At 67.4% G+C, this 18,343-nt stretch carries 22 protein-coding genes; 11 read left to right on the top strand and 11 right to left on the bottom strand.

Annotated elements, in window-relative coordinates; all coding sequences use genetic code 11:
- Both WAX14_RS04665 and WAX14_RS04660 read left to right on the top strand, forming a co-directional pair.
- Positions 1 to 421: PH domain-containing protein (locus WAX14_RS04665; RefSeq protein WP_422626920.1), on the top strand; the 421-nt coding region annotated here is incomplete at its 5' end.
- Complete coding sequence (locus tag WAX14_RS04660) at positions 418 to 1,152, top strand: uracil-DNA glycosylase (protein ID WP_422626919.1); 735 nt, start codon at positions 418 to 420, stop codon at positions 1,150 to 1,152. The genes WAX14_RS04665 and WAX14_RS04660, both read left to right, overlap by 4 nt.
- Here the strand turns inward: WAX14_RS04660 and WAX14_RS04655 are convergent.
- The 5 genes from WAX14_RS04655 to typA all read right to left on the bottom strand — a co-directional run bounded on the left by WAX14_RS04655 (position 1,115) and on the right by typA (position 6,654).
- The gene (locus WAX14_RS04655; RefSeq protein ID WP_422626918.1) at positions 1,115 to 1,555 is read right to left on the bottom strand and encodes a hypothetical protein; all 441 of its coding nucleotides are present in this window, start codon (positions 1,553 to 1,555) and stop codon (positions 1,115 to 1,117) included. The two genes, WAX14_RS04660 and WAX14_RS04655, sit on opposite strands and share 38 nt — an antisense overlap.
- 67 nt (positions 1,556 to 1,622) lie before the next feature.
- Positions 1,623 to 1,781, bottom strand: coding sequence for a hypothetical protein (locus WAX14_RS04650; protein WP_422626917.1), 159 nt, complete (start codon positions 1,779 to 1,781; stop codon positions 1,623 to 1,625).
- 53 nt (positions 1,782 to 1,834) lie between these two features.
- Positions 1,835 to 2,716, bottom strand: a complete 882-nt coding sequence (gene mshB, locus WAX14_RS04645; RefSeq protein ID WP_422626916.1) for an N-acetyl-1-D-myo-inositol-2-amino-2-deoxy-alpha-D-glucopyranoside deacetylase — start codon at positions 2,714 to 2,716, stop codon at positions 1,835 to 1,837.
- The gene (locus WAX14_RS04640) at positions 2,713 to 4,626 is read right to left on the bottom strand and encodes an ABC transporter family substrate-binding protein (RefSeq protein WP_422626915.1); all 1,914 of its coding nucleotides are present in this window, start codon (positions 4,624 to 4,626) and stop codon (positions 2,713 to 2,715) included. The genes mshB and WAX14_RS04640 overlap by 4 nt, the downstream gene beginning before the upstream one ends.
- A gap of 141 nt (positions 4,627 to 4,767) precedes the next feature.
- Positions 4,768 to 6,654 (bottom strand): translational GTPase TypA, encoded by a 1,887-nt coding sequence (typA, locus tag WAX14_RS04635; RefSeq protein WP_422626914.1) that lies wholly within the window; start codon positions 6,652 to 6,654, stop codon positions 4,768 to 4,770.
- A gap of 368 nt (positions 6,655 to 7,022) precedes the next feature.
- On the opposite strand from typA, the gene WAX14_RS04630 reads away from it, so the two are divergent.
- Positions 7,023 to 7,199, top strand: coding sequence for a hypothetical protein (locus WAX14_RS04630; RefSeq protein WP_422626913.1), 177 nt, complete (start codon positions 7,023 to 7,025; stop codon positions 7,197 to 7,199).
- A 55-nt stretch (positions 7,200 to 7,254) separates the two neighbouring features.
- On the opposite strand, the gene WAX14_RS04625 is transcribed toward WAX14_RS04630, so the two are convergent.
- Complete coding sequence (locus WAX14_RS04625; protein ID WP_422626912.1) at positions 7,255 to 7,656, bottom strand: (deoxy)nucleoside triphosphate pyrophosphohydrolase; 402 nt, start codon at positions 7,654 to 7,656, stop codon at positions 7,255 to 7,257.
- A 52-nt stretch (positions 7,657 to 7,708) separates the two neighbouring features.
- Between WAX14_RS04625 and WAX14_RS04620 the strand changes: the two genes are divergently transcribed.
- Positions 7,709 to 7,996, top strand: a complete 288-nt coding sequence (locus WAX14_RS04620) for a 4a-hydroxytetrahydrobiopterin dehydratase (RefSeq protein ID WP_422626911.1) — start codon at positions 7,709 to 7,711, stop codon at positions 7,994 to 7,996.
- On the opposite strand, the gene WAX14_RS04615 is transcribed toward WAX14_RS04620, so the two are convergent.
- Positions 7,941 to 9,185, bottom strand: coding sequence for a mannosyltransferase (locus WAX14_RS04615; RefSeq protein ID WP_422626910.1), 1,245 nt, complete (start codon positions 9,183 to 9,185; stop codon positions 7,941 to 7,943). The two genes, WAX14_RS04620 and WAX14_RS04615, sit on opposite strands and share 56 nt — an antisense overlap.
- A 410-nt stretch (positions 9,186 to 9,595) precedes the next feature.
- Between WAX14_RS04615 and WAX14_RS04610 the strand changes: the two genes are divergently transcribed.
- Together WAX14_RS04610 and WAX14_RS04605 are read left to right on the top strand one after the other, a co-directional pair.
- Positions 9,596 to 10,438, top strand: a complete 843-nt coding sequence (locus WAX14_RS04610; RefSeq protein ID WP_422626921.1) for a hypothetical protein — start codon at positions 9,596 to 9,598, stop codon at positions 10,436 to 10,438.
- 104 nt (positions 10,439 to 10,542) lie between these two features.
- Positions 10,543 to 10,890 (top strand): hypothetical protein, encoded by a 348-nt coding sequence (locus WAX14_RS04605; protein WP_422626909.1) that lies wholly within the window; start codon positions 10,543 to 10,545, stop codon positions 10,888 to 10,890.
- Positions 10,891 to 10,902: 12 nt separating this feature from the next.
- On the opposite strand, the gene WAX14_RS04600 is transcribed toward WAX14_RS04605, so the two are convergent.
- Positions 10,903 to 11,631, bottom strand: a complete 729-nt coding sequence (locus WAX14_RS04600) for a DUF1906 domain-containing protein (protein ID WP_422626908.1) — start codon at positions 11,629 to 11,631, stop codon at positions 10,903 to 10,905.
- A gap of 110 nt (positions 11,632 to 11,741) precedes the next feature.
- Positions 11,742 to 12,689, bottom strand: coding sequence for a winged helix-turn-helix domain-containing protein (locus WAX14_RS04595; RefSeq protein WP_422626907.1), 948 nt, complete (start codon positions 12,687 to 12,689; stop codon positions 11,742 to 11,744).
- A 202-nt stretch (positions 12,690 to 12,891) separates the two neighbouring features.
- On the opposite strand from WAX14_RS04595, the gene WAX14_RS04590 reads away from it, so the two are divergent.
- From WAX14_RS04590 to WAX14_RS04580, 3 genes are all read left to right on the top strand, one after another.
- Positions 12,892 to 13,383 (top strand): nuclear transport factor 2 family protein, encoded by a 492-nt coding sequence (locus WAX14_RS04590; RefSeq protein WP_422626906.1) that lies wholly within the window; start codon positions 12,892 to 12,894, stop codon positions 13,381 to 13,383.
- Positions 13,384 to 13,482: 99 nt separating this feature from the next.
- Complete coding sequence (locus WAX14_RS04585) at positions 13,483 to 14,274, top strand: helix-turn-helix domain-containing protein (protein ID WP_422626905.1); 792 nt, start codon at positions 13,483 to 13,485, stop codon at positions 14,272 to 14,274.
- A gap of 84 nt (positions 14,275 to 14,358) precedes the next feature.
- Entirely contained in the window at positions 14,359 to 14,574 is a 216-nt protein-coding gene (locus tag WAX14_RS04580; protein WP_422626904.1) for a maltose regulon activator MalT, read from the top strand.
- A 45-nt stretch (positions 14,575 to 14,619) separates the two neighbouring features.
- Here WAX14_RS04580 and WAX14_RS04575 read toward each other — a convergent pair whose 3' ends face one another.
- Positions 14,620 to 15,375, bottom strand: coding sequence for a CPBP family intramembrane glutamic endopeptidase (locus WAX14_RS04575; RefSeq protein ID WP_422626903.1), 756 nt, complete (start codon positions 15,373 to 15,375; stop codon positions 14,620 to 14,622).
- Between the two features lie 202 nt (positions 15,376 to 15,577).
- On the opposite strand from WAX14_RS04575, the gene WAX14_RS04570 reads away from it, so the two are divergent.
- The gene (locus WAX14_RS04570) at positions 15,578 to 17,275 is read left to right on the top strand and encodes a fumarate hydratase (protein ID WP_422626902.1); all 1,698 of its coding nucleotides are present in this window, start codon (positions 15,578 to 15,580) and stop codon (positions 17,273 to 17,275) included.
- 105 nt (positions 17,276 to 17,380) lie between these two features.
- On the opposite strand, the gene WAX14_RS04565 is transcribed toward WAX14_RS04570, so the two are convergent.
- A complete protein-coding gene (locus WAX14_RS04565) occupies positions 17,381 to 17,842 on the bottom strand; it encodes a carboxymuconolactone decarboxylase family protein (RefSeq protein ID WP_422626901.1) in 462 nt (153 codons plus the stop codon).
- Between the two features lie 75 nt (positions 17,843 to 17,917).
- Here WAX14_RS04565 and WAX14_RS04560 point away from each other — a divergent pair.
- Positions 17,918 to 18,343 (top strand): sigma-70 family RNA polymerase sigma factor (locus WAX14_RS04560; protein WP_422626900.1); only part of this gene is annotated, 426 nt, incomplete at its 3' end.

Raw genomic sequence — 18,343 nt, 5'->3', positions numbered from 1 at the left:
CACCAGGGCCGTGGGGCCCGTGCTCGCGCTGCTGACCGTCGCCGCCGTCGCCGCGGTGACCACGGGCCACACCCCACCCTCGACGGTGTGGATCGGAGCCGGACTGCTGATCCCGGTGGCGGCCGTCCTGGCGTGGGATCGATACCGCAGTCTCGGGCATGCCGTCCGGCCCGGCTGGTTGATCACCCGCAGCGGATCGCTGGATCGGCAGCGGGTGTGCCTCGAAGCCGACGGGATCATCGGGTGGACCGTGCGGCAGACGTTCTTCCAGCGCCTCGCCGGTGTCGCGACCGTGGTCGCCGCGACGCCCGCCGGTGTCGGGCACTACGAGATCCTCGATCTGCCGGTGGACCAGGCGTGGGCATTGGTCGAGGCCGTCACACCCGGCGCCGGCGACGTGTGGATCGGCGGGCAGCGATGATCCGGCCCGCCGACGAGAATCCGCGCACCCTCGCCGAGATGGACGGCCTGCTCGTGCACTGCCGGGCCTGCCCGCGCCTGGTGGCGTGGCGCGAGCAGGTGGCGCGCGAGAAACGCGCGGCATTCCGCAACGAGGAGTATTGGGGTCGCCCGGTACCGGGGTTCGGCCCGGCCGACGCGGCGCTGCTCATCGTGGGGTTGGCTCCAGCAGCGCACGGCGCCAACCGCACCGGCCGCATGTTCACCGGCGATCGGTCCGGAGATTTCTTGTACGCCGCAATGTACGAGGCGGGGCTCGCATCGCAGCCGACAGCGGCACACCCCGGCGACGGACTCGTCCTGCACGGCACCCGGATCACATCGCCGGTGCACTGCGCGCCGCCCGCGAACCGGCCGACCACCGTCGAGCGAGACACGTGCCGTCATTGGCTGGACCGGGAACTCGCCCTGCTGACGCCCACCCTGCGCTCGGTGATCGTGCTCGGCGGTTTCGGCTGGCAGGCACTGCTTCCAGTGCTCTCGGATGCCGGCTGGTCGATCCCGCGCCCTCGGCCGCGGTTCGGGCACGGCGCGCACGTCGAGTTGCCGGGGGCCTCACCGGACCGCGCTCCGCTGCACCTGTACGGGTGCTATCACGTCAGTCAGCAGAACACGTTCACCGGCCGGCTGACCCCGGCGATGCTGACCGACGTGCTCATTTCTGCGGCTGAGACTGCCGGGCTGCGTTCGTGATCGCGTTGATCCGCACGCTGAACAGGTACATCCCCGCCGGGCCGAGGGCCGCGATCGGCAGCAGCATGATCCGCCAATCCGCGACCGCGAGTTGATCGGCACCGGGCCCACCGGCCAGGCACAATACGAACCCGACGGCCCACGCCACGAGCGGCCACGTGGCTTTCGACAGCGATGCGGTCTCGCTGCGCATCGCCATCACCAGCAGCACATTCACGATCGCGGCCGCCAGAATCGAGATCGGGAACGGCACCGAACCGATGTACAGGCCGAGGAACAGCACGGACAGCACCGCACAGATCAGCCCGTCGACGACGAGCAACGCCACCACCCCGGTGCGGGGCGGGGCGGTGCCGGCCGGATCGGATGCGTCGGGTGCCGAGGTGGCGGAATCGACCGTCATGGTGTCGATAGTGCGCCAACAACCCCCCGCGACGCACATCGGGGGCATCGGCGGCGGCCCCGGACGATCAGGGCACCGGCGGGTAGCCGAGCATCGTCAGCAGGTGACTCTGCTGGTCCGCGAACCCGTACAACGCGTGGTAGTAACCGGCATTGATCTGATCGGCGTAGGGCCGCAACGAATCCACGAGCGCGACGATCTGGTTCTGGACGGACCAGTCATACATCCTTGTCTCCCCTGTTCAGGCCACCGAATACAGTGACGGTGACTGCGGTCACACTACGGCAGGCCGGCGAAGAGGTCACGTTCCCGGCCGCGATCGTCGACGTCACCGAGGGCGCCCCGCGCGAGTACGAAGTGTTCCTCGGCAAGAATCGGCTGCGCGATCAGATTCGACAATGCGAACGCTGTGCCGCCGGGCGCGACGATCACCTGGGTCGCGTGCGCGGCCAGGGCGTTCCGCTTCGCGTCGAGCACCGCACCGACGTCCACCGCGGTCGTGACCTGACGATCGGGAACACTCGGAAGTTCCTCCGCGTCGGGGATCCGCCAGTGCTCGGGAACGGCACCGAGCGCGCCGAGCCCGTCCCGCAGTGCACTCTCTTCAGTGACGGTCCAGTAGAGCTTTGGGGTCACCCACGGCTCCCCCGTACCCGGGTATGCACCGGTGGCAGCCGCGTCGACCGCGGCGGTCACCCGTTCGTGCACCGCGATGTGATCGGGGTGACCGTAACCGCCGACCGGGTCGTACGTGACGACGACATGGGGACGGAGTTCCCGGACGACGGCGACGAGAGCGGCGACTGCGTCGTCGAGGTCCGCGTTGACCCAGGCCCGCGGATTCCGGGCCGACGGGGTGCCTGCCATGCCGGAGTCCCGCCAGCGTCCGGCACCGCCGAGGAAGCGGGGGGCGGCGACACCGAGCACGGTCAGCGCGCGGGTCAGTTCCAGAATGCGGTAGCCGCCGAGCTGATCGGCACGATCGGCGGCGAGTTGCGCCCAGTCGTCGCCGATGACCTCGCCCTCCTCTCCGAGCGTGCAGGTCACGACGGCGACTTCGGCGCCGTCCGCCACGTAGCGGGCGATGACTCCGCCGGTGGTGATCGTTTCGTCGTCGGGATGGGCATGCACGAGCAGCAGCCGGCGAGCGGGGTCGGTCACGGTGTCGTCCTCCACCAGTTGTGAGCGTCGGCGACGACACCCGCGGGCACCGCACCTGCCAGCGACACGCCCTCGATTTCGGGGCCGGCCGCGACCGCCGTGCGGTCCTGCACGATCGGGAGATTCACGGCGAGGTCCCACAGCTTCGGCTGGGCGTTCATCAAGGTCTCGTGCACGTCGCCGACACCGCGTACCGCGGCGTCGAGGTCCGCGGCCAACGTCGGATCGCACACCGCACTCAGGTTGCTGGGCGCCTCGAGCAGTGCTCGCGCGATATCGTCCGCTGGTTGCTCCGGTGTGGAGTCGGTCGGTGCCGAGTCGGTCGGTGCCGAGTCGGTCGGTGCAGTGGGATCGGGCGCCGGCTCACCGGCAACGTCGGGTTCCCTCGCCCCTTGCGCAGGCGGGATCGGAAGACAGCCGAAGCGGGACAGCGCAGCAGTCGCCGGATCGTTCCCTGCACGCATCCAGCCGACGACGGCATGCACTCGGCCCTCGACGAGAGCGTCACCGTACAGTTCGTCGGCCGGTAATGCGGTGACAGTCGCGCGAATCCCGGCGCCGCGCAGGACGTCGGCGGTGGTCCGCGCGACCGCGAGGGGAACACCGGCATTCTCGACGACGCCGATCACCAGGTCCAACGGCATTCCGTCTCGGGCGAGCACACCTTCGGTTTCTGTTTCGGGTGCCGGTTCGGGGGTCACCGCAGTGGGGGTCACCGCAGTGGGGGTCACCGCAGTGGGGGTCACAGCGGGGTCGGGCGTTTCCTCCTGGACGTCGGCCGGGGCCGACGGCGGCGCAGGCAGGTACCCGGACTCGGCGAGCAGACCGAGGGACTGTTCCCGTGTCGGCCGCGGCGGCATCGTCGGCACGTAACCGGGGTCCGACGGGGCGAACACCTGGGCTCGCGCGGGAACGACCGCAGACTCCGTTCCCGCGGCGACCGTGGCAAGCAGGTCCGGGTCGAGCAAACCCAGCACACCGCGACGTACACGCGGATCGGCGAACTCGGCAGTGCGTGCGTTCAGCGTGAGCTCGAGAGTGCGCGGCTGCAACTGCGTGCCGACCCGGACCCCGGGAACCGCACCGAGCTGAGCGAGCAGCGCCGACCCGCCGTGCGTCTGCGCGACCTGCACGTCGCCGGTGCGCATCGAATCGGCCAGTTGTGAATCGGTGCCGCCGCGGCGCATGAGGATCTCGTCGGGCCGTGCGGGCAGCCCCCAGAATCTGTCGTTGCGCTCGAGCAGGATTTCACCGCGCCCCCGGTCCACCGAGTCGACGGAGAATCGACCGCCGGACACCGGGATCGACTCGGCCAGCCCCGTCGCGAAACCACCGGGTGTGTCCTTCACCAGATGTGCAGGCAGCAGGTCGGTGAACAGTTCACGCCACGCCGGATACGGTTCACGCAGGGTCACCGTGACGGTCTTGCCGCCACCGGACGAGGCGACGTCCTCGATCAGCCGGTACCCGGACGGATCGACCACCCCCGGTTGGGTGATCATCTGCTGCCACAGATAGCGGAAGTCCTCGGCGGCGATGGGTGCGCTGTCCGACCACTGAGCGTCGGTGCGCAGTTGGTAGGTGACCGTGAACGGATTCTGGGAGGTGACGTCGGCCGACACGAGCACCGACTCGTCCGGGACCCGATCCACCAGCGCCGGATTCTCGGGGTTCGGTAGGGCGCGGAACGCGCTCGGCAGCACCAACTGGGCCACGGCGTTACCGACCGGCGACTGATCCGCGAGCAGATGCGGGTTGAACCCGGCACCGATGTCGTCGATCGCGACGACGACGGTGTTGCGCTGCGGTGCGGGCGGCGGCGTCGAGGTCGGCTCGGTCTGCTCGATCGGCGGTGGCGGATCGGCGGTGCAACCGGACAGTCCTGTGGCCAGCACTGTGATGCCGGCCATGATCGGAACCCAGTGCCGTCTCCGGACGCGCGAACGCAACAACCGAGCTTCCCTCCGTCGGAAACGGCCCCGCGTGGTGCGACCCGATCCGGGCCACACCACGCAGGCTTCTACTTGTGCAGGTTTTACTTGTGCAGATCTCTACTTGTTCCGGGCCTTCTCGCGCGAACGCGCGCGTGCACGGTCGGTCGCGGCCAGATGCAACTTGCGCACGCGCACATTCTCCGGTGTCACCTCGACGCACTCGTCGACGGCACAGAACTCGAGAGCAGCCTCGAGGGTGAGCTCGATCGGCTTGGCGAGAGTCTCCATGACGTCGGCGGTCGACGAACGCATGTTCGTGAGCTTCTTCTCGCGGGTGACGTTGATGTCGAGGTCCTCGGCGCGCGGGTTGATGCCGACGACGTGACCCTCGTAGGTGTCGGCGCCCGGATCGACGAAGAAGGTGCCACGGTCCGCGAGCTGGATCATCGCGAACGGGGTGACCGAGCCGGCGCGGTCGGAGACGAGCGAACCGGTGTGGCGGGCCCGGATCTCACCGGCCCACGGTGCGTAGCCGTGGAAGATGGCGTTGGAGATGCCGGTGCCCCGGGTCTCGGTGAGGAAGTCGGTGCGGAAGCCGATCAGGCCACGCGACGGGATGATGAACTCCATACGGACCCATCCGGTGCCGTGGTTGATCATCTGGACCATCTTGCCCTTGCGGTTCGCGAGGAGCTGCGTGATCGCGCCGAGATGCTCCTCGGGACTGTCGATCGTCAGCTCCTCGTAGGGCTCGTGCAGCTTGCCGTCGACGGTCCGGGTGACCACCTGGGGCTTGCCGACGGTCAGCTCGAAGCCTTCACGGCGCATCTGCTCGACCAGGATGGCGAGGGCGAGTTCGCCGCGCCCCTGAACCTCCCACGCGTCCGGGCGGCCGATGTCGAGCACCCGCAGCGACACGTTGCCGACAAGCTCGGAATCGAGACGCGTCTTCACCATGCGGGCGGTGAGCTTGTGTCCCTTCACCCGGCCGACGAGCGGCGACGTGTTGGTGCCGATGACCATCGAGATGGCCGGCTCGTCGACGGTGATGGTCGGCAGCGCGACCGCGTTCTCGATGTCGGCGAGGGTGTCGCCGATCATGATGTCGGGGATGCCCGCGACGGCGACGATGTCGCCGGCGACGGCTTCCTCACCGGGCTGCCGGTCGACGCCGACGGTCTTGAGAAGCTCGGTGATCTTGACGTTCTTGACGCCCTCGGCGTGCATCCAGGCGACGGTGTCGCCCTTGCGGAGCTTGCCGTTGTGGACGCGCAGCAACGCGAGGCGACCGAGGAATTCGGAGGCGTCGAGGTTGGTGACATGCGCCTGGAGCGGGGCGTCGGGGTTGCCCTTCGGTGCGGGAATGCACTCGAGCAGGACCTCGAACAGCTCGTCGAGGTTCTCCGCATCGGGAACCTGACCGTTCTCGGGCTGCTTCCGGCTGGCCTTGCCTTCGCGGCCGGAGGCGTAGAGGACGGGCAACTCGAGGGCGAGCTCTGCTGCTTCGGCGGCCTCGTCGTCGAGGTCGGAAGCGAGGTCGAGCAGCAGCGTCTGGCTTTCTTCCACGACCTCGGCGATACGCGCGTCGGGGCGGTCGGTCTTGTTGACGACGAGGATCACCGGCAGCGACGCCGCGAGCGCCTTGCGCAGCACGAAGCGGGTCTGCGGCAGCGGGCCCTCGGAGGAGTCGACGAGGAGCACGACGCCGTCGACCATCGACAGTCCGCGCTCGACCTCACCGCCGAAGTCGGCGTGGCCGGGAGTGTCGATGACGTTGATGACCGTCACCGAACCATCCTGGTGGTGACGGTGCACGGCGGTGTTCTTCGCGAGGATGGTGATGCCCTTCTCGCGCTCGAGGTCGCCGGAATCCATGACCCGGTCGACGAGTTCCGCACGTTCGGCGAAGGCGCCCGACTGGCGCAGCATGGCGTCGACGAGGGTGGTCTTTCCGTGGTCGACGTGTGCGACGATGGCGACGTTCCGAAAATCAGCGGTGCTCACGCGATGGCTCTCCTGGCTGTAGTCCGGCCACACGGCACTGGACCCGGTTGGCACCTCGCCCGTACGGCGTTTCGTATCGGTGGCCGCGACGCGAATGCGAGTCGCCCGACGCGACCGGAAACGGTCCGTGCAGGCACTGCGGCCTCGTATATCTTACAGGCCGCGAGGCAGTGCCTGCGCCGACGAAACAGCATCACCCCAGCTCGGTCCACCCGAACGTGATATGCACCACGTCCCATCCGTGTGTCTTTGTGGCCCCTGGAGGGGCCACAAAGACACACGGATGCGGTGAATAAGGGAATGCTAACCTGCCTTCCACGGTCGTGGTGACCGCGAACACGTCCGTGGAAGGCGCAGGTGGGACGCAAATGGGCAAGGTCAAGGCGGGCAAGGTCGCGGGTCTCACGCCGAAGAAGAAGTGCTGCCGCAAGAAGACCCGGTGTATCAAGTGCCCGGTGGTGGTCATGCGGATGAAGAAGATCGAGCACGAGGACCTCAGCAAGAAGGAGCTGAAGAAGCGGCTCGAGAAGGCCCGCGCGGCCTGAGCGCAGAAACAGCCCGCGCGGCCTGAGCGCGCCGGTGGTCGGCCCGTCGTGGGTTCTAGCTCGTTCGTAGGAGATGTTCCTGCAGGTCGGATACCCATTCCTGATCGTTCGGCACCAGCGGCACGGTCGCCAGCTGGACCGCGTCGACCCATCTCAACGCGGAATGCTCGAGCGGCGCGGGGGTTCCCGCAACCAGTTCCACGCGATAGGCGCACAGTGTCCGGCCGTCCGGCAGGGGTACTGCCGCCCCGATTCGTTCGCCGCCGGAGACGTCGACGCCGAGTTCCTCGCGTAGTTCGCGGCGCAGTGCCTCTTCGACGGTTTCGCCGGGTTCCACCTTGCCGCCGGGAAGCTCCCACAGTCCGGCGAGTTCGGCGGGCCGGGTGCGTTGCGCGAGCAGCAGCCGCCCGTCGCGGAACAGAGCGGCCGCCACCACTTCCCTCGGCTTGTCGGTCATCGCCTTGCTCCTCATCGTTGCGGTCACGTGTTGCATCGTCCCAGAATCGGTTATGGCCGAACTGCTCTCCGATATCGAGATCGACACTGCCCTCGCCGGACTGCCGGGCTGGTCCCGGGTGGGCGATTCCCTGGTCCGGACCATCGAATCGGCGACGTTCCCGGAGGCGATCGTGCTGGTCTCCCGCGTGGCCGACGTCGCCGAGGAGGCGAATCATCATCCCGACATCGACATCCGGTGGCGGAAGGTGACCTACTCGCTGTCGACGCATTCGGCGGGTGGGATCACGGCGTCGGATCCGGCGCTCGCCCACCGGATCGATTCGCTGGCAGGGCACTGACCGGTTCCGCGGGTGGTGTGCGTCCGGCGTGGATGATCCATGCGTAGACCGCGAGGACTCCGATGACGTTCACGGCGCCGAGCCACGACAGGACGGCAGGCCGGGAGATGTCCCAGATGGAATCTTGTGCGGAGCCGAGCAGCCAGGGCACCCCGACGAGCGTGGTGATCGTCCAGCATGCGGCGATGACGCGGGTTCCGCGGCGCTGCGCAAGGGGTCCGTACACGAGCCACACCAGCATCGGGACGACCCACACCCAGTGGTGGGCCCAGGAAATCGGGGAGATGAGCAGCCCGAACAGTTGGACGACGACGAGGGTGCCGAGGCGGTCGTCGGGGCCGAGTGCCCGCCATGCGGCGTAGGCCAACGCGGCGGACAGGGTGACGGCGATCAGCCACAGCGGACCGGTGCCGACGTCGTGGCCGACGATTCGACTCAGTGCCCCGCGCAGCGACTGGTTCCACACCGATCCGACGGGGCCGATCCGGTCCGCGTCACCGAAGAGCGTCGTGAAGTACATCCTGGCCTGTTCGCCGAGGACCAGAACGCTGAGTGCGACGGTCGCGAAGAACACGACCGCGGAGAAGGCAGCAGCGGACCAGCGGCGGCGGGCGAGGAAGTACAGTCCCGCAATCGCAGGGGTCAGTTTGATGCCTGCCAGAATTCCGACGAGACCGCCGGAGACCCACCAGCGACCGCTGCGGGCGGCGACCATGATCCCGAGCACGAGGAAGACGTTGACCTGCCCGTAGTCGAGGGTCATCCGGACCGGTTCGGTCCACACGCCGATCGCGGTCCAGGCCAGGGCGACGCAGGTCCACCGGGTGTTGCGGGCTTCGGTTCCGACGAGTAGTTCGAGCGCGATCCGGACGATGCCGTAGAGCGCGACCACGGTGAGTAATTGCCACGCGAGGCCGACGACTCCGAACGGCAGGTAGTGCAGGGGGAAGAACACCATCGCCGCGAAGGGCGGGTAGGTGAACGGCAGCGGGAAGTCGGGGGTGTCCTGCGAATAGGTGAAGTCGTAGAGGTTGCCGTGGAGGAGGCTCGCTGCGCCGTCGACGTAGACGTGCAGATCGACGAAGTTCAGGCCGTTGGGGGTGAGGAAGCCCCACGACAGGCGGGCGCCGACGGACACCAGCAGCAGTGCCGCGCACCACCACAAGCGCTGCGAATGCGGAATGCGCATGGTCCGGCCAGGTCGTGGCACTGCGGCGCGGCCTCCCGTCGTCGTCGACCCGAGCGCGACCGGGGTGGCCCGGTGCATCCGAGGGGCCCTGGCTCACCCGAGGACCGGGGATACAGACTATCGGCTTGCTGGAGGGGCCCGAAAACGCTGGTCCCAGGAGTAACAATTTTATCTCCAACCCCAGCTGTAACGCTTGGTGCGGGTTACGGTCTACCGGATATCACCATTCGGAAGGCACTGTGGATACACTCCCCGCAGGTCCTGCCGTCGGCGCAAATCAAGCGCGGTGGCTTGTACCGAACGGGGGGCCTACATAGAGTGTCTCCTCGAGCCGTAAGCTCGCGGTGGTCCCGCAAGACCGTCGGGGGCGTCAACGACAAGGATGGGGAACAGTGCTTCGTACTCGAGGAATGCGACGGGCGCTCATTACGTGCGCACTCGCCGCCACCGCGGGACTGATCGTGCCCACGCACGCGGTCGCGCAACCGCTTCCACCGGCCCCGGCCATTCCCGAACTGGCCCAGATCACGGACGCACTGCCCTTCGCGGTGCCCGCAGACCTGTCCATCGAGACACTGACCGACCTGCTCACGAACCAGGTCGCGAACCCCGCGGAGATCGAGACGCTCGCGTCTCTCGCGCCGGCCATCATCGGCGCCGCCGCAGGCCCCTCCGATATCGCCGACGACGGCAAGAACGACCTCCTCGCACAGGCCAAGGATCTGCTCGCGAACTCGCAGCTGCCCGACTCCGTCAAGGCGACGCTGAGTCGGGTCATCACGTTCCTCGACGGCAGCGGCGGCGGCGGCCCCGACATCCCGGATCCGAACACCGTGATGATCACGCAGTTCCTGTACCCGACCCTCGGCAAGGGTTGCGTCGGCGACACCGCCGACTCGGTCGGCACGGCACTGGCGGTTGCCGGTCCGTCGCATCTGCCGCCTCCCGGACCGGCTGTCGGCCAGACCGGTTTCGTGTTCACGGCACTGGGAACCGCTCCGCTCGCCGCGACACAGGAGACCCCGCTCACGGTGAGCTGGATCAACGTCTCCAACGGCCGGACCGGCACCCAGCCGCTCACCGGCGAGGCAAAGATCAACCCGGACGGACCGGCCACGCTCAGCACGATCGCCGACACCGGATCGGGCAACGTCGTCGCCGTGATCTCGGGTGGTATCACCACCCAGAAGCCTGACGAGGATGCGCGCTCGTGCACCTTCCTGCCGACCATCGGTCTGATCCCGGTGCGCTGACGCGCAACGCACCTTCGACCGAGACCGCCGTGGCATACGCCCCGGCGGTCTCGGCGTCGACGTACCGTTCCCGACCGCCCTCGCGACGTGGTAGACAAGGAGCCGTGGGTCACAGCTTCCGAAGTCGCGTCGGCACCGACGCACGCCGTTCGGCCGCGTCACACCGATCGATTCTGTCGATCCGCTCCGAGGGCTCTGTCCTGTCCATCGGGTCCGCCTATTCGATCCTGTCCATCGGCAGCGTCGGTTCGATCTTGTCCATCGGGTCGATCGGCTCCGCGGGATCCGCCCTGTCGTCGTTGTCGTTCGGCAGCCTCGGCTCCGCGTTGTCCGGACTGTCGCGATGGTCGTTGCTGGCGTGGCGCGGCACCCACAGCGCACCCGAATCCGAACATCCTGCGCTCAGGGTCAGCGTGCCCGAGGCCGATCCGGCGCATCATTGCCAGAGTTGACGGCCGAAACGTCTATCCGGCTGTGAGAGACCACTGCCCGTAGTCCGCGGTGAGCACATGGTTGACGTCGATTCCGATTCCGTCGATCGCGTCCTTCTGCCCCGGAAGTTGGTGCAGATTCGCCAGCGGATGCACGTATCCCTTCGGGGTGCCCCAGTCGTGCTGCCAATAGAACGTGCCCAGTTGTGCCGCGACCGCGAGGTCGATCGTCGGGGAGTTCGCGTATATTCCGGTGTTCGCCCTGCCCGCCACCGACTGCCAGCCGAGTAGATAGGGCGCAATCATCGTCGCGAAATCCACCGGCGTCGGGTTGTCGTCGATCGACGCGTAGATCGGACGGTCGTCGGGTCCGCCGGCCGCCCTGTGCAACTCCAGGCCGCGAGTCGCGTGCTTCACGCCGGCATCGAAACCGCCACGCCAGTCGGCGGTTTCGGCCTTGCCGAACTGATAGCAGGACACCACCTCCAGCCCGCCGGCGGTCAGGTCCGTCGCCTCGGATTCGGTGAGGGGTTTGGCAAGCATCCACTCGGCTCCGGGCCGCCGATCCGACACATAGCGGATCGCTCCGATATGCCCTGCTGCACGAATCGATTGTGGGGACGGAACATCCGCCGAATAGTCGACGATGGTGCCGAGGACTTCCCTCCCCTGGGCGACGCCCGGTGCAGCCACGGCCGAAAGCCACACCGCCCCCGACCCGATCGCCGCGTACCGCAACAGTTTCCGACGCGAAAGACTCATCACACCTCACTTGGACCGGTTCGGCTTCGATGGCATCACCCGGTATTGCACCACATCCCCAACTGTCACAGGGGCCACACGGCAATCCTCGGGCTCACACCGACGCGACGTCAGCGACCTGCGAGGTCCGCAAAGTACGCCGGCACCAGCGAGACGTCCTCGACCGTGCGCACCGTGGTGCGCACGCCGAGCCCATGCTCCTTGAGCAGGTCGCACAGGCCTACGCCGTCGATCAAGTCGATCGGTGGGGCACCGTGCCGGTGCGCTTCGGCGCGTGCGTCGTCCGTGAACGAGCCGGTGGAGACCAGTAGGCCCTTGTCACCCCGGCCGACCATCGCGGCACGGAACTCCCGGACGACGTCCGCTCCTGCCCGCTCGGGGCCGCGCACGAACCGGAAGAAGACCGAGAAGCTGAGCAGCGAAACCCGAAGCACCCCGGCGCCCTCGACGGCGGCGTCGGTGTCGTCCGGTTCGCTGTCCGGCACCGAGCCGGGCGCGGGAATCGTCACGCTGGTGAATCCGGCCGCGCGCAGGACCGAGGCGACCATCCGGGCGAAGCCGTCGGCGGGTAGTTCCGTGACCGCGGACAGAATCGGTTCGCGCCAGAGTTCGGGATCGTCGGGTGCGGCCACCAGCGGCACAATCTGAGCACCCGACGACGCGGCACGGACCAGTCGCTTGCGGCGCTTCTCCGCGGTGTACGCCACCTGCATGGGCTTGATCTCGGATTCACGCACCGCCCGCCCCCGGTCGGTCACGCTCCACACCCCGCGCCGCGTGTTCGACAACAGACCCATGCCTTTGAGGTATGTGCGCGCCCACGCCACCCGATATTCGATCTCGGTGCCGGGGCCGTCACCGTGGAGCACGGCGCCTACCGTCTCGGGCAGGCCTGCGCGACCGAGCACCTCGGCGTCGATGTCCTCGATGACGCCGGACCCACCGAGCGCGATGACCGCCTGCACGGTAGGCCACAGCAGATCCGTGTACGGCGGCAACGCGACCTCGTCACCGACCGAGCGTCCAGCGGAGGCTCCGACCACGTTCCGGCGCTGCACACCTTCCCCAATCGCGTGCGGATCGACTCCGCACCGCTCTCGATCCTGCACGTCGGACCCACCCTAGCGGATTGTTTCTGCGGCAGCCGAACCTCGGCACTCCCACCACCCGGGAGGGAAACGACGGAACCGGACCAGCCGTGCGATAGTGACGCAGGCCACGCCGGGTCGTCGGCGTATCGACTGTGGAAGGAAACGCGCGATGGGGTGGAGTCACAGCGAACTCGAGGATGCGTTCGCGCTGTATCAGCAGGCGTCCACCGACGCGCAGCGGACCGGCGACTGGGGCCTGTTCGCGAACCGATTCACCGAGGATGCCGCCTACTACGAACACGCCTACGGCCGGTTCGAGGGCCGCGCCGCGATCCACGAGTGGGTGGTTCGCACGATGGGGGCGTTCCCCGGTAACCGGATGACCGCGTTCCCCGCAAACTGGTCCGTCGTCGATGCCGACCGCGGCTGGGTGATCGCCGAGATCGACAACCCGATGGAGGATCCGGGCGACGGTTCGCACCATGCAGCAGCGAACATCACGATCCTGCACTACGGCGGCGACGGCTTGTGGCGCTACGAGGAAGACGCCTACAACCCGATGAACTTCCTGCGTATGGCCAAAGGCTGGTGCCGCGCGGCACAGGATGCGGGCAACCTGCCCGAGGACGCCAGGATCTGGCTGGAACGCTACGGACGCTGAATCCCTCGCGCACCCGAAAGACGGGTCGATCCGGCCTGCCGGAACCGATTACCACTGAGGTAATGGCGGCGGCTCCACCGCTGCCCTAGCGTCGATCCCATGACGACGGTGCAGCGCGAATCGGCCGGTATCCTGCTACGGCGCTGGCGCGAACGCCGCGGGCTCAGTCAACTCGCCCTGGCGAATCTCGCGGGCGTGTCGGCACGACACCTCAGTTTCGTCGAGACCGGACGGTCGAATCCGTCGCGCCGGCTGTTGCTCGACCTCAGCGAGCATCTCGACCTCCCGCTGCGTGAACGCAACGCGCTGCTCCTGTCTGCCGGTCTGGCACCGGCATATCCGGAACATCGGTTCGGCGATGTGCCGATGGCCGTGGTGTCCGAGGCCATCGGCCGGATCCTGACCTCGCACATGCCGTTTCCCGCGCTGATCGTGGACCGGCACTGGACGATGATCGACGCGAACGACGCCATCGCCGCATTCGTCACCGACTGCGCGCCCGCGCTGCTCGAACCGCCGGTGAACGTGCTGCGTTTGACACTGCATCCGGGTGGTCTGGCACCGCGGATCATCAATCTCCCGCAGTGGAGGAGCCACCTCCTGGCCCGACTGCGACACCAGATCGCGGCCACCGCCGATCCCGAACTGATGCGCCTGCTCGACGAACTCGAGGGCTACCCGCACGCCGGATACGACGGCAGTACCAGCCGTGACGACAGCGCCGCGACGCTTGTTGTTCCGCTGCGGCTGCGGGCCGGCGGCGACGAACTGTCACTGCTCAGCACGACCACACTGTTCGGAACGCCACTCGATGTCACGGTGTCGGAATTGGCGATCGAGGCGTTCTATCCCGCCGATGACGCGACCTCCCGTCTGTTGCTCGGCAGGTGAACCGGCCGAACCCGGTTCGCGCGGTGGCGCTGCGCGGTAGCGTCGAGCCACCTCATCGTGAACCGGATCCGGAGGGCACCGATCATGAGCACTGCGAAATGGTGGGTTCTGGACAGCCGCGACAACGGCTTCGTCCTCGAGGAACGCACGAGCGGCGACATCGTCGTCGTGAACACGACAACTTCCGAGGAACATGTGCTGCACGGCTACGTGTGGAAGCACTCGCACGTGTTCGGGGTGCAACTGCAGAGTGAGGGACCGCCGCCGTACGGGCATTGGGTGGAGAACCCGGAAGACTGACTCACACCTGTGCGGCCACTGCGGGCTTGCGTCCGCGACGAGCCCTCAGGCGACCGTCACGTGCCATACCAGGGCGGCCGCGAGTGCGCCTGCACCGTTGAGCGACCAGTGCAGCGCGATGGGCGCCAGGATGCTGCCGCTGCGCCGCCGCAGCCACGTGAAGACGAATCCGGCGGCTGCGGTCGCGACCACCGCACCGGTGATACCGAGGATTTGACCCCAGATGCCACCACCGAGGACCGCGGTCAGGCCGGCGTTTCCGGAGGTCAGGCCGAACGACGACGCGATGTGCCACAGACCGAACAGCAACGATCCGGCGGCGAAGACACCGCGAGCACCCCACGCGCGTTCGAGCGCCCCGTGTAGAACCCCGCGGAACGCGAGCTCTTCGGGGATCACGGTTTGCAGTGGAATCACGATCATCGACGCGACGAGAGCTCCGGAGATCGTGGCGTACCGCTCGGACAGGAAGAACTGGCGGGTGAACGGCAGGGCGATCCCGATGGCGACGACAGCGAGGACGATGCCGACGGCTCCGACGGAGTAGAGCGTGCCGCGCTTCCAGTGCCGCGGCGACAGTCCCAGCTCCGACCACCGCATCCCGCGGTGCCGCATCATCGCGACGAGCACGAGTGCCGCGATGGGCACAGTCGCGATGGATGCCCATACCGTCGTGAAGTGGGCGACCATATTGGTGGCGACGAGGACGGCCACGACAACGAGTACGTCGAGCCAGGCGTGGGCACGGCGCAGTCGTCCGAGACCGACGGCGACTCCGCCGGACATGTTCGCAAGCAGCATCCTTATGAGTGTACGGATCGAGTTTCCGGTCCGGCATGATGCGCGTCACGCTGCCGTCATCCGGTATTCAGCGCCCCGAAAGACTCGGTGATGCAGATCACCGCATCGGCGTGGAGCGCCTGGGTCACACGCCCCGTTGTCAAGACCTTGCGCCGACGGGACTAGCCTGTTAGCCGACATCAGCCCCTCTCCAGGAGACACAATGGCCGACTTCGTCTACGAGGACCTGCTGCCGATCGGGGAAGACCCCACCGAGTATCGGCTGCTGACCAACGACGGGGTGTCCACCGTCGACGGACCCGACGGCCGCACCTTCCTGAAGGTCGAACCCGAGGCCCTTCGCCTGCTCACCGAGACCGCACTGCACGACATTTCGCACTATCTGCGCGCGGATCACCTGAAGCAGCTCGCGAGCATCCTCGACGACCCGGAAGCGTCGAACAACGACAAGTTCGTGGCCCTGGACCTCCTGAAGAACGCGAACATCGCCGCGGCAGGCGTGCTGCCGATGTGCCAGGACACCGGCACCGCGATCGTCATGGGCAAGCGCGGCCAGCAGGTACTCACCCCCGGCGACGACGAGAAATCGATCGCGCGTGGCGTGTACGACGCGTACACGAAACTCAACCTGCGCTACTCGCAGAACGCTCCCCTCACCATGTGGGAGGAGAAGAACACCGGCAACAACCTGCCCGCACAGATCGAGCTGTACGCGGACACCGCGAAGGGCCACGAGAACTCCTACAAGTTCCTGTTCATGGCCAAGGGCGGCGGATCGGCCAACAAGTCGTACCTGTACCAGGAGACGAAGGCCATCCTGAACCCGGACTCGATGATGCAGTTCCTCGAGGCCAAGATCCGGTCGCTCGGCACAGCCGCGTGCCCGCCCTACCACCTGGCGATCGTCGTCGGCGGCACCTCCGCCGAGTTCGCGGTCAAGACCGCGAAGTACGCGTCCGCGCACTACCTGGACGAACTGCCGACCGAGGGTGCGATCACCGGCCGCGGCTTCCGCGACCACGAACTCGAGAAGAAGGTCTTCGAACTCACCCAGAAGATCGGCATCGGCGCGCAATTCGGCGGCAAGTACTTCTGCCACGACGTCCGCGTGATCCGCCTCCCCCGCCACGGTGCGTCACTGCCGGTGGCGATCGCAGTGTCCTGCTCGGCGGACCGGCAGGCGAAGGCGAAGATCACCGCCGAGGGCGTGTTCCTCGAGCAGCTCGAGTTCAACCCCGGCCGCTTCCTGCCGGAGATCACCGATTCCGAACTCGACGCCGAGACCGCAGGAGTGTCGGGCACCGGCAAGGGCGCCGCCGTCAAGATCGACCTGACGAGACCGATGCCGGAGATCCTCGCCGAACTGTCCAAACACCCCGTCAAAACCCGCCTGTCCCTGACCGGCCCGCTGGTCGTGGCCCGCGACATCGCGCACGCCAAGATCAAGGAACGCCGCGATGCCGGTGAGGAGATGCCGCAATACCTGCGTGATCACCCGGTGTACTACGCGGGCCCGGCCAAGACCCCCGAGGGTCTGGCGTCCGGCTCGTTCGGGCCGACCACCGCGGGCCGCATGGACTCGTACGTCGAGCAGTTCCAGGCGGCCGGCGGGTCGATGGTGATGCTCGCGAAGGGCAACAGGTCCACGCAGGTCACCGACGCGTGCAACACGCACGGCGGCTTCTACCTCGGTTCCATCGGCGGCCCCGCGGCTCGGCTGGCCCTCGACTGCATCAAGAAGGTCGAGGTCGTCGAATACCAGGAACTCGGCATGGAAGCGGTCTGGAAGATCGAGGTCGAGGACTTCCCCGCGTTCATCGTCGTCGACGACAAGGGCAACGACTTCTTCGCAGGCACCGGCGAGGTCACTTTGACGGTCGGCAAGCGTCCCGGCCTGTAACGCCGCGGTTTCCGGCGCATTTTCGGAGCGAATGTATCCCTCGGTCGATTCAATCGATCGAGGGATACATTCGTCCCGCGCGTTTGTCGTGCCCCGACGCCGATCTCAGTCCCGGGGAGCCACGCCCGCAGGCTGTCGGACGGTCGCATTGAGCCGGTTCCACATGTTGATCATGGCGATGTGCATCGTCAGCGCCGCGAGTTGCCTTTCGTCGTAGTGATCGGCCGCGGCGTCCCATACCTCGTCGGAGACGGCATTGGGGCGGTCGGCGATGCGGGTGGCCGCCTCGGTCAGCGCCAGTGCCGCGCGTTCTGCGTCGGTGAACCGGCGCGATTCGCGCCACGCCGACACGGCGAAGATCCGGTCGGGGCTGTCACCGTCGTCGAGCGCCTCCCGCGAATGCATCTCGACGCAGAAGCTGCAGCCGTTGATCTGACTTGCCCTCAGGTGCACCAGATGCACCGTCCCGACAGGTAGCCCGGTGTTCTCCAGGGTCTTGTTCACCGCGAGCACCGCGTCCATCGTGCCGGGGAGCACCGTCGCCGGGCTTGCCATCCGTGCCTTCATCGTCTTCTCCTGTCACATCCGGTTCTTTTCGTTCGTCACCCCTTCGACGGATGCCGACGGAAGAATGTGACAGCAGTGAGCGAAGAAGTTTTGGCGACGCAGTTCGAAGCCCATCGTGACCGGTTGCGCGCAGTCGGATTCCGCATGCTCGGCTCCGCCGCCGAAGCGGAGGACGCTGTGCAGGAGGCGTGGCTACGTCTGAGCCGGTCCGACGCGAGCTCGATCGAGAACCTGAGCGGCTGGCTGACGACGGTAACGAGCCGAGTGTGCCTGGACATGCTGCGCTCACGCACCACGCGCAACGAGGTGGACTTCGACGAACCACTCCGCGATCTCCCCGGTTCCGCCGATCCCGCACCCGAAGACGAAGCACTGCTGTCCGATTCGATCGGTATCGCGATGATGGTGGTGCTCGACTCGCTGACACCGGCCGAACGGCTCGCGTTCGTGCTGCACGACATGTTCGGGGTGCCGTTCGACGAACTCGCCCCCATCGTGGGT

It is taken from the genome of Rhodococcus sp. (in: high G+C Gram-positive bacteria), assembly GCF_049299235.1.
Classification (GTDB): domain Bacteria; phylum Actinomycetota; class Actinomycetes; order Mycobacteriales; family Mycobacteriaceae; genus Rhodococcus.
Note: the sequence above shows the minus strand (reverse complement) of the source record. Positions and strands in the feature narration are given on the sequence as shown.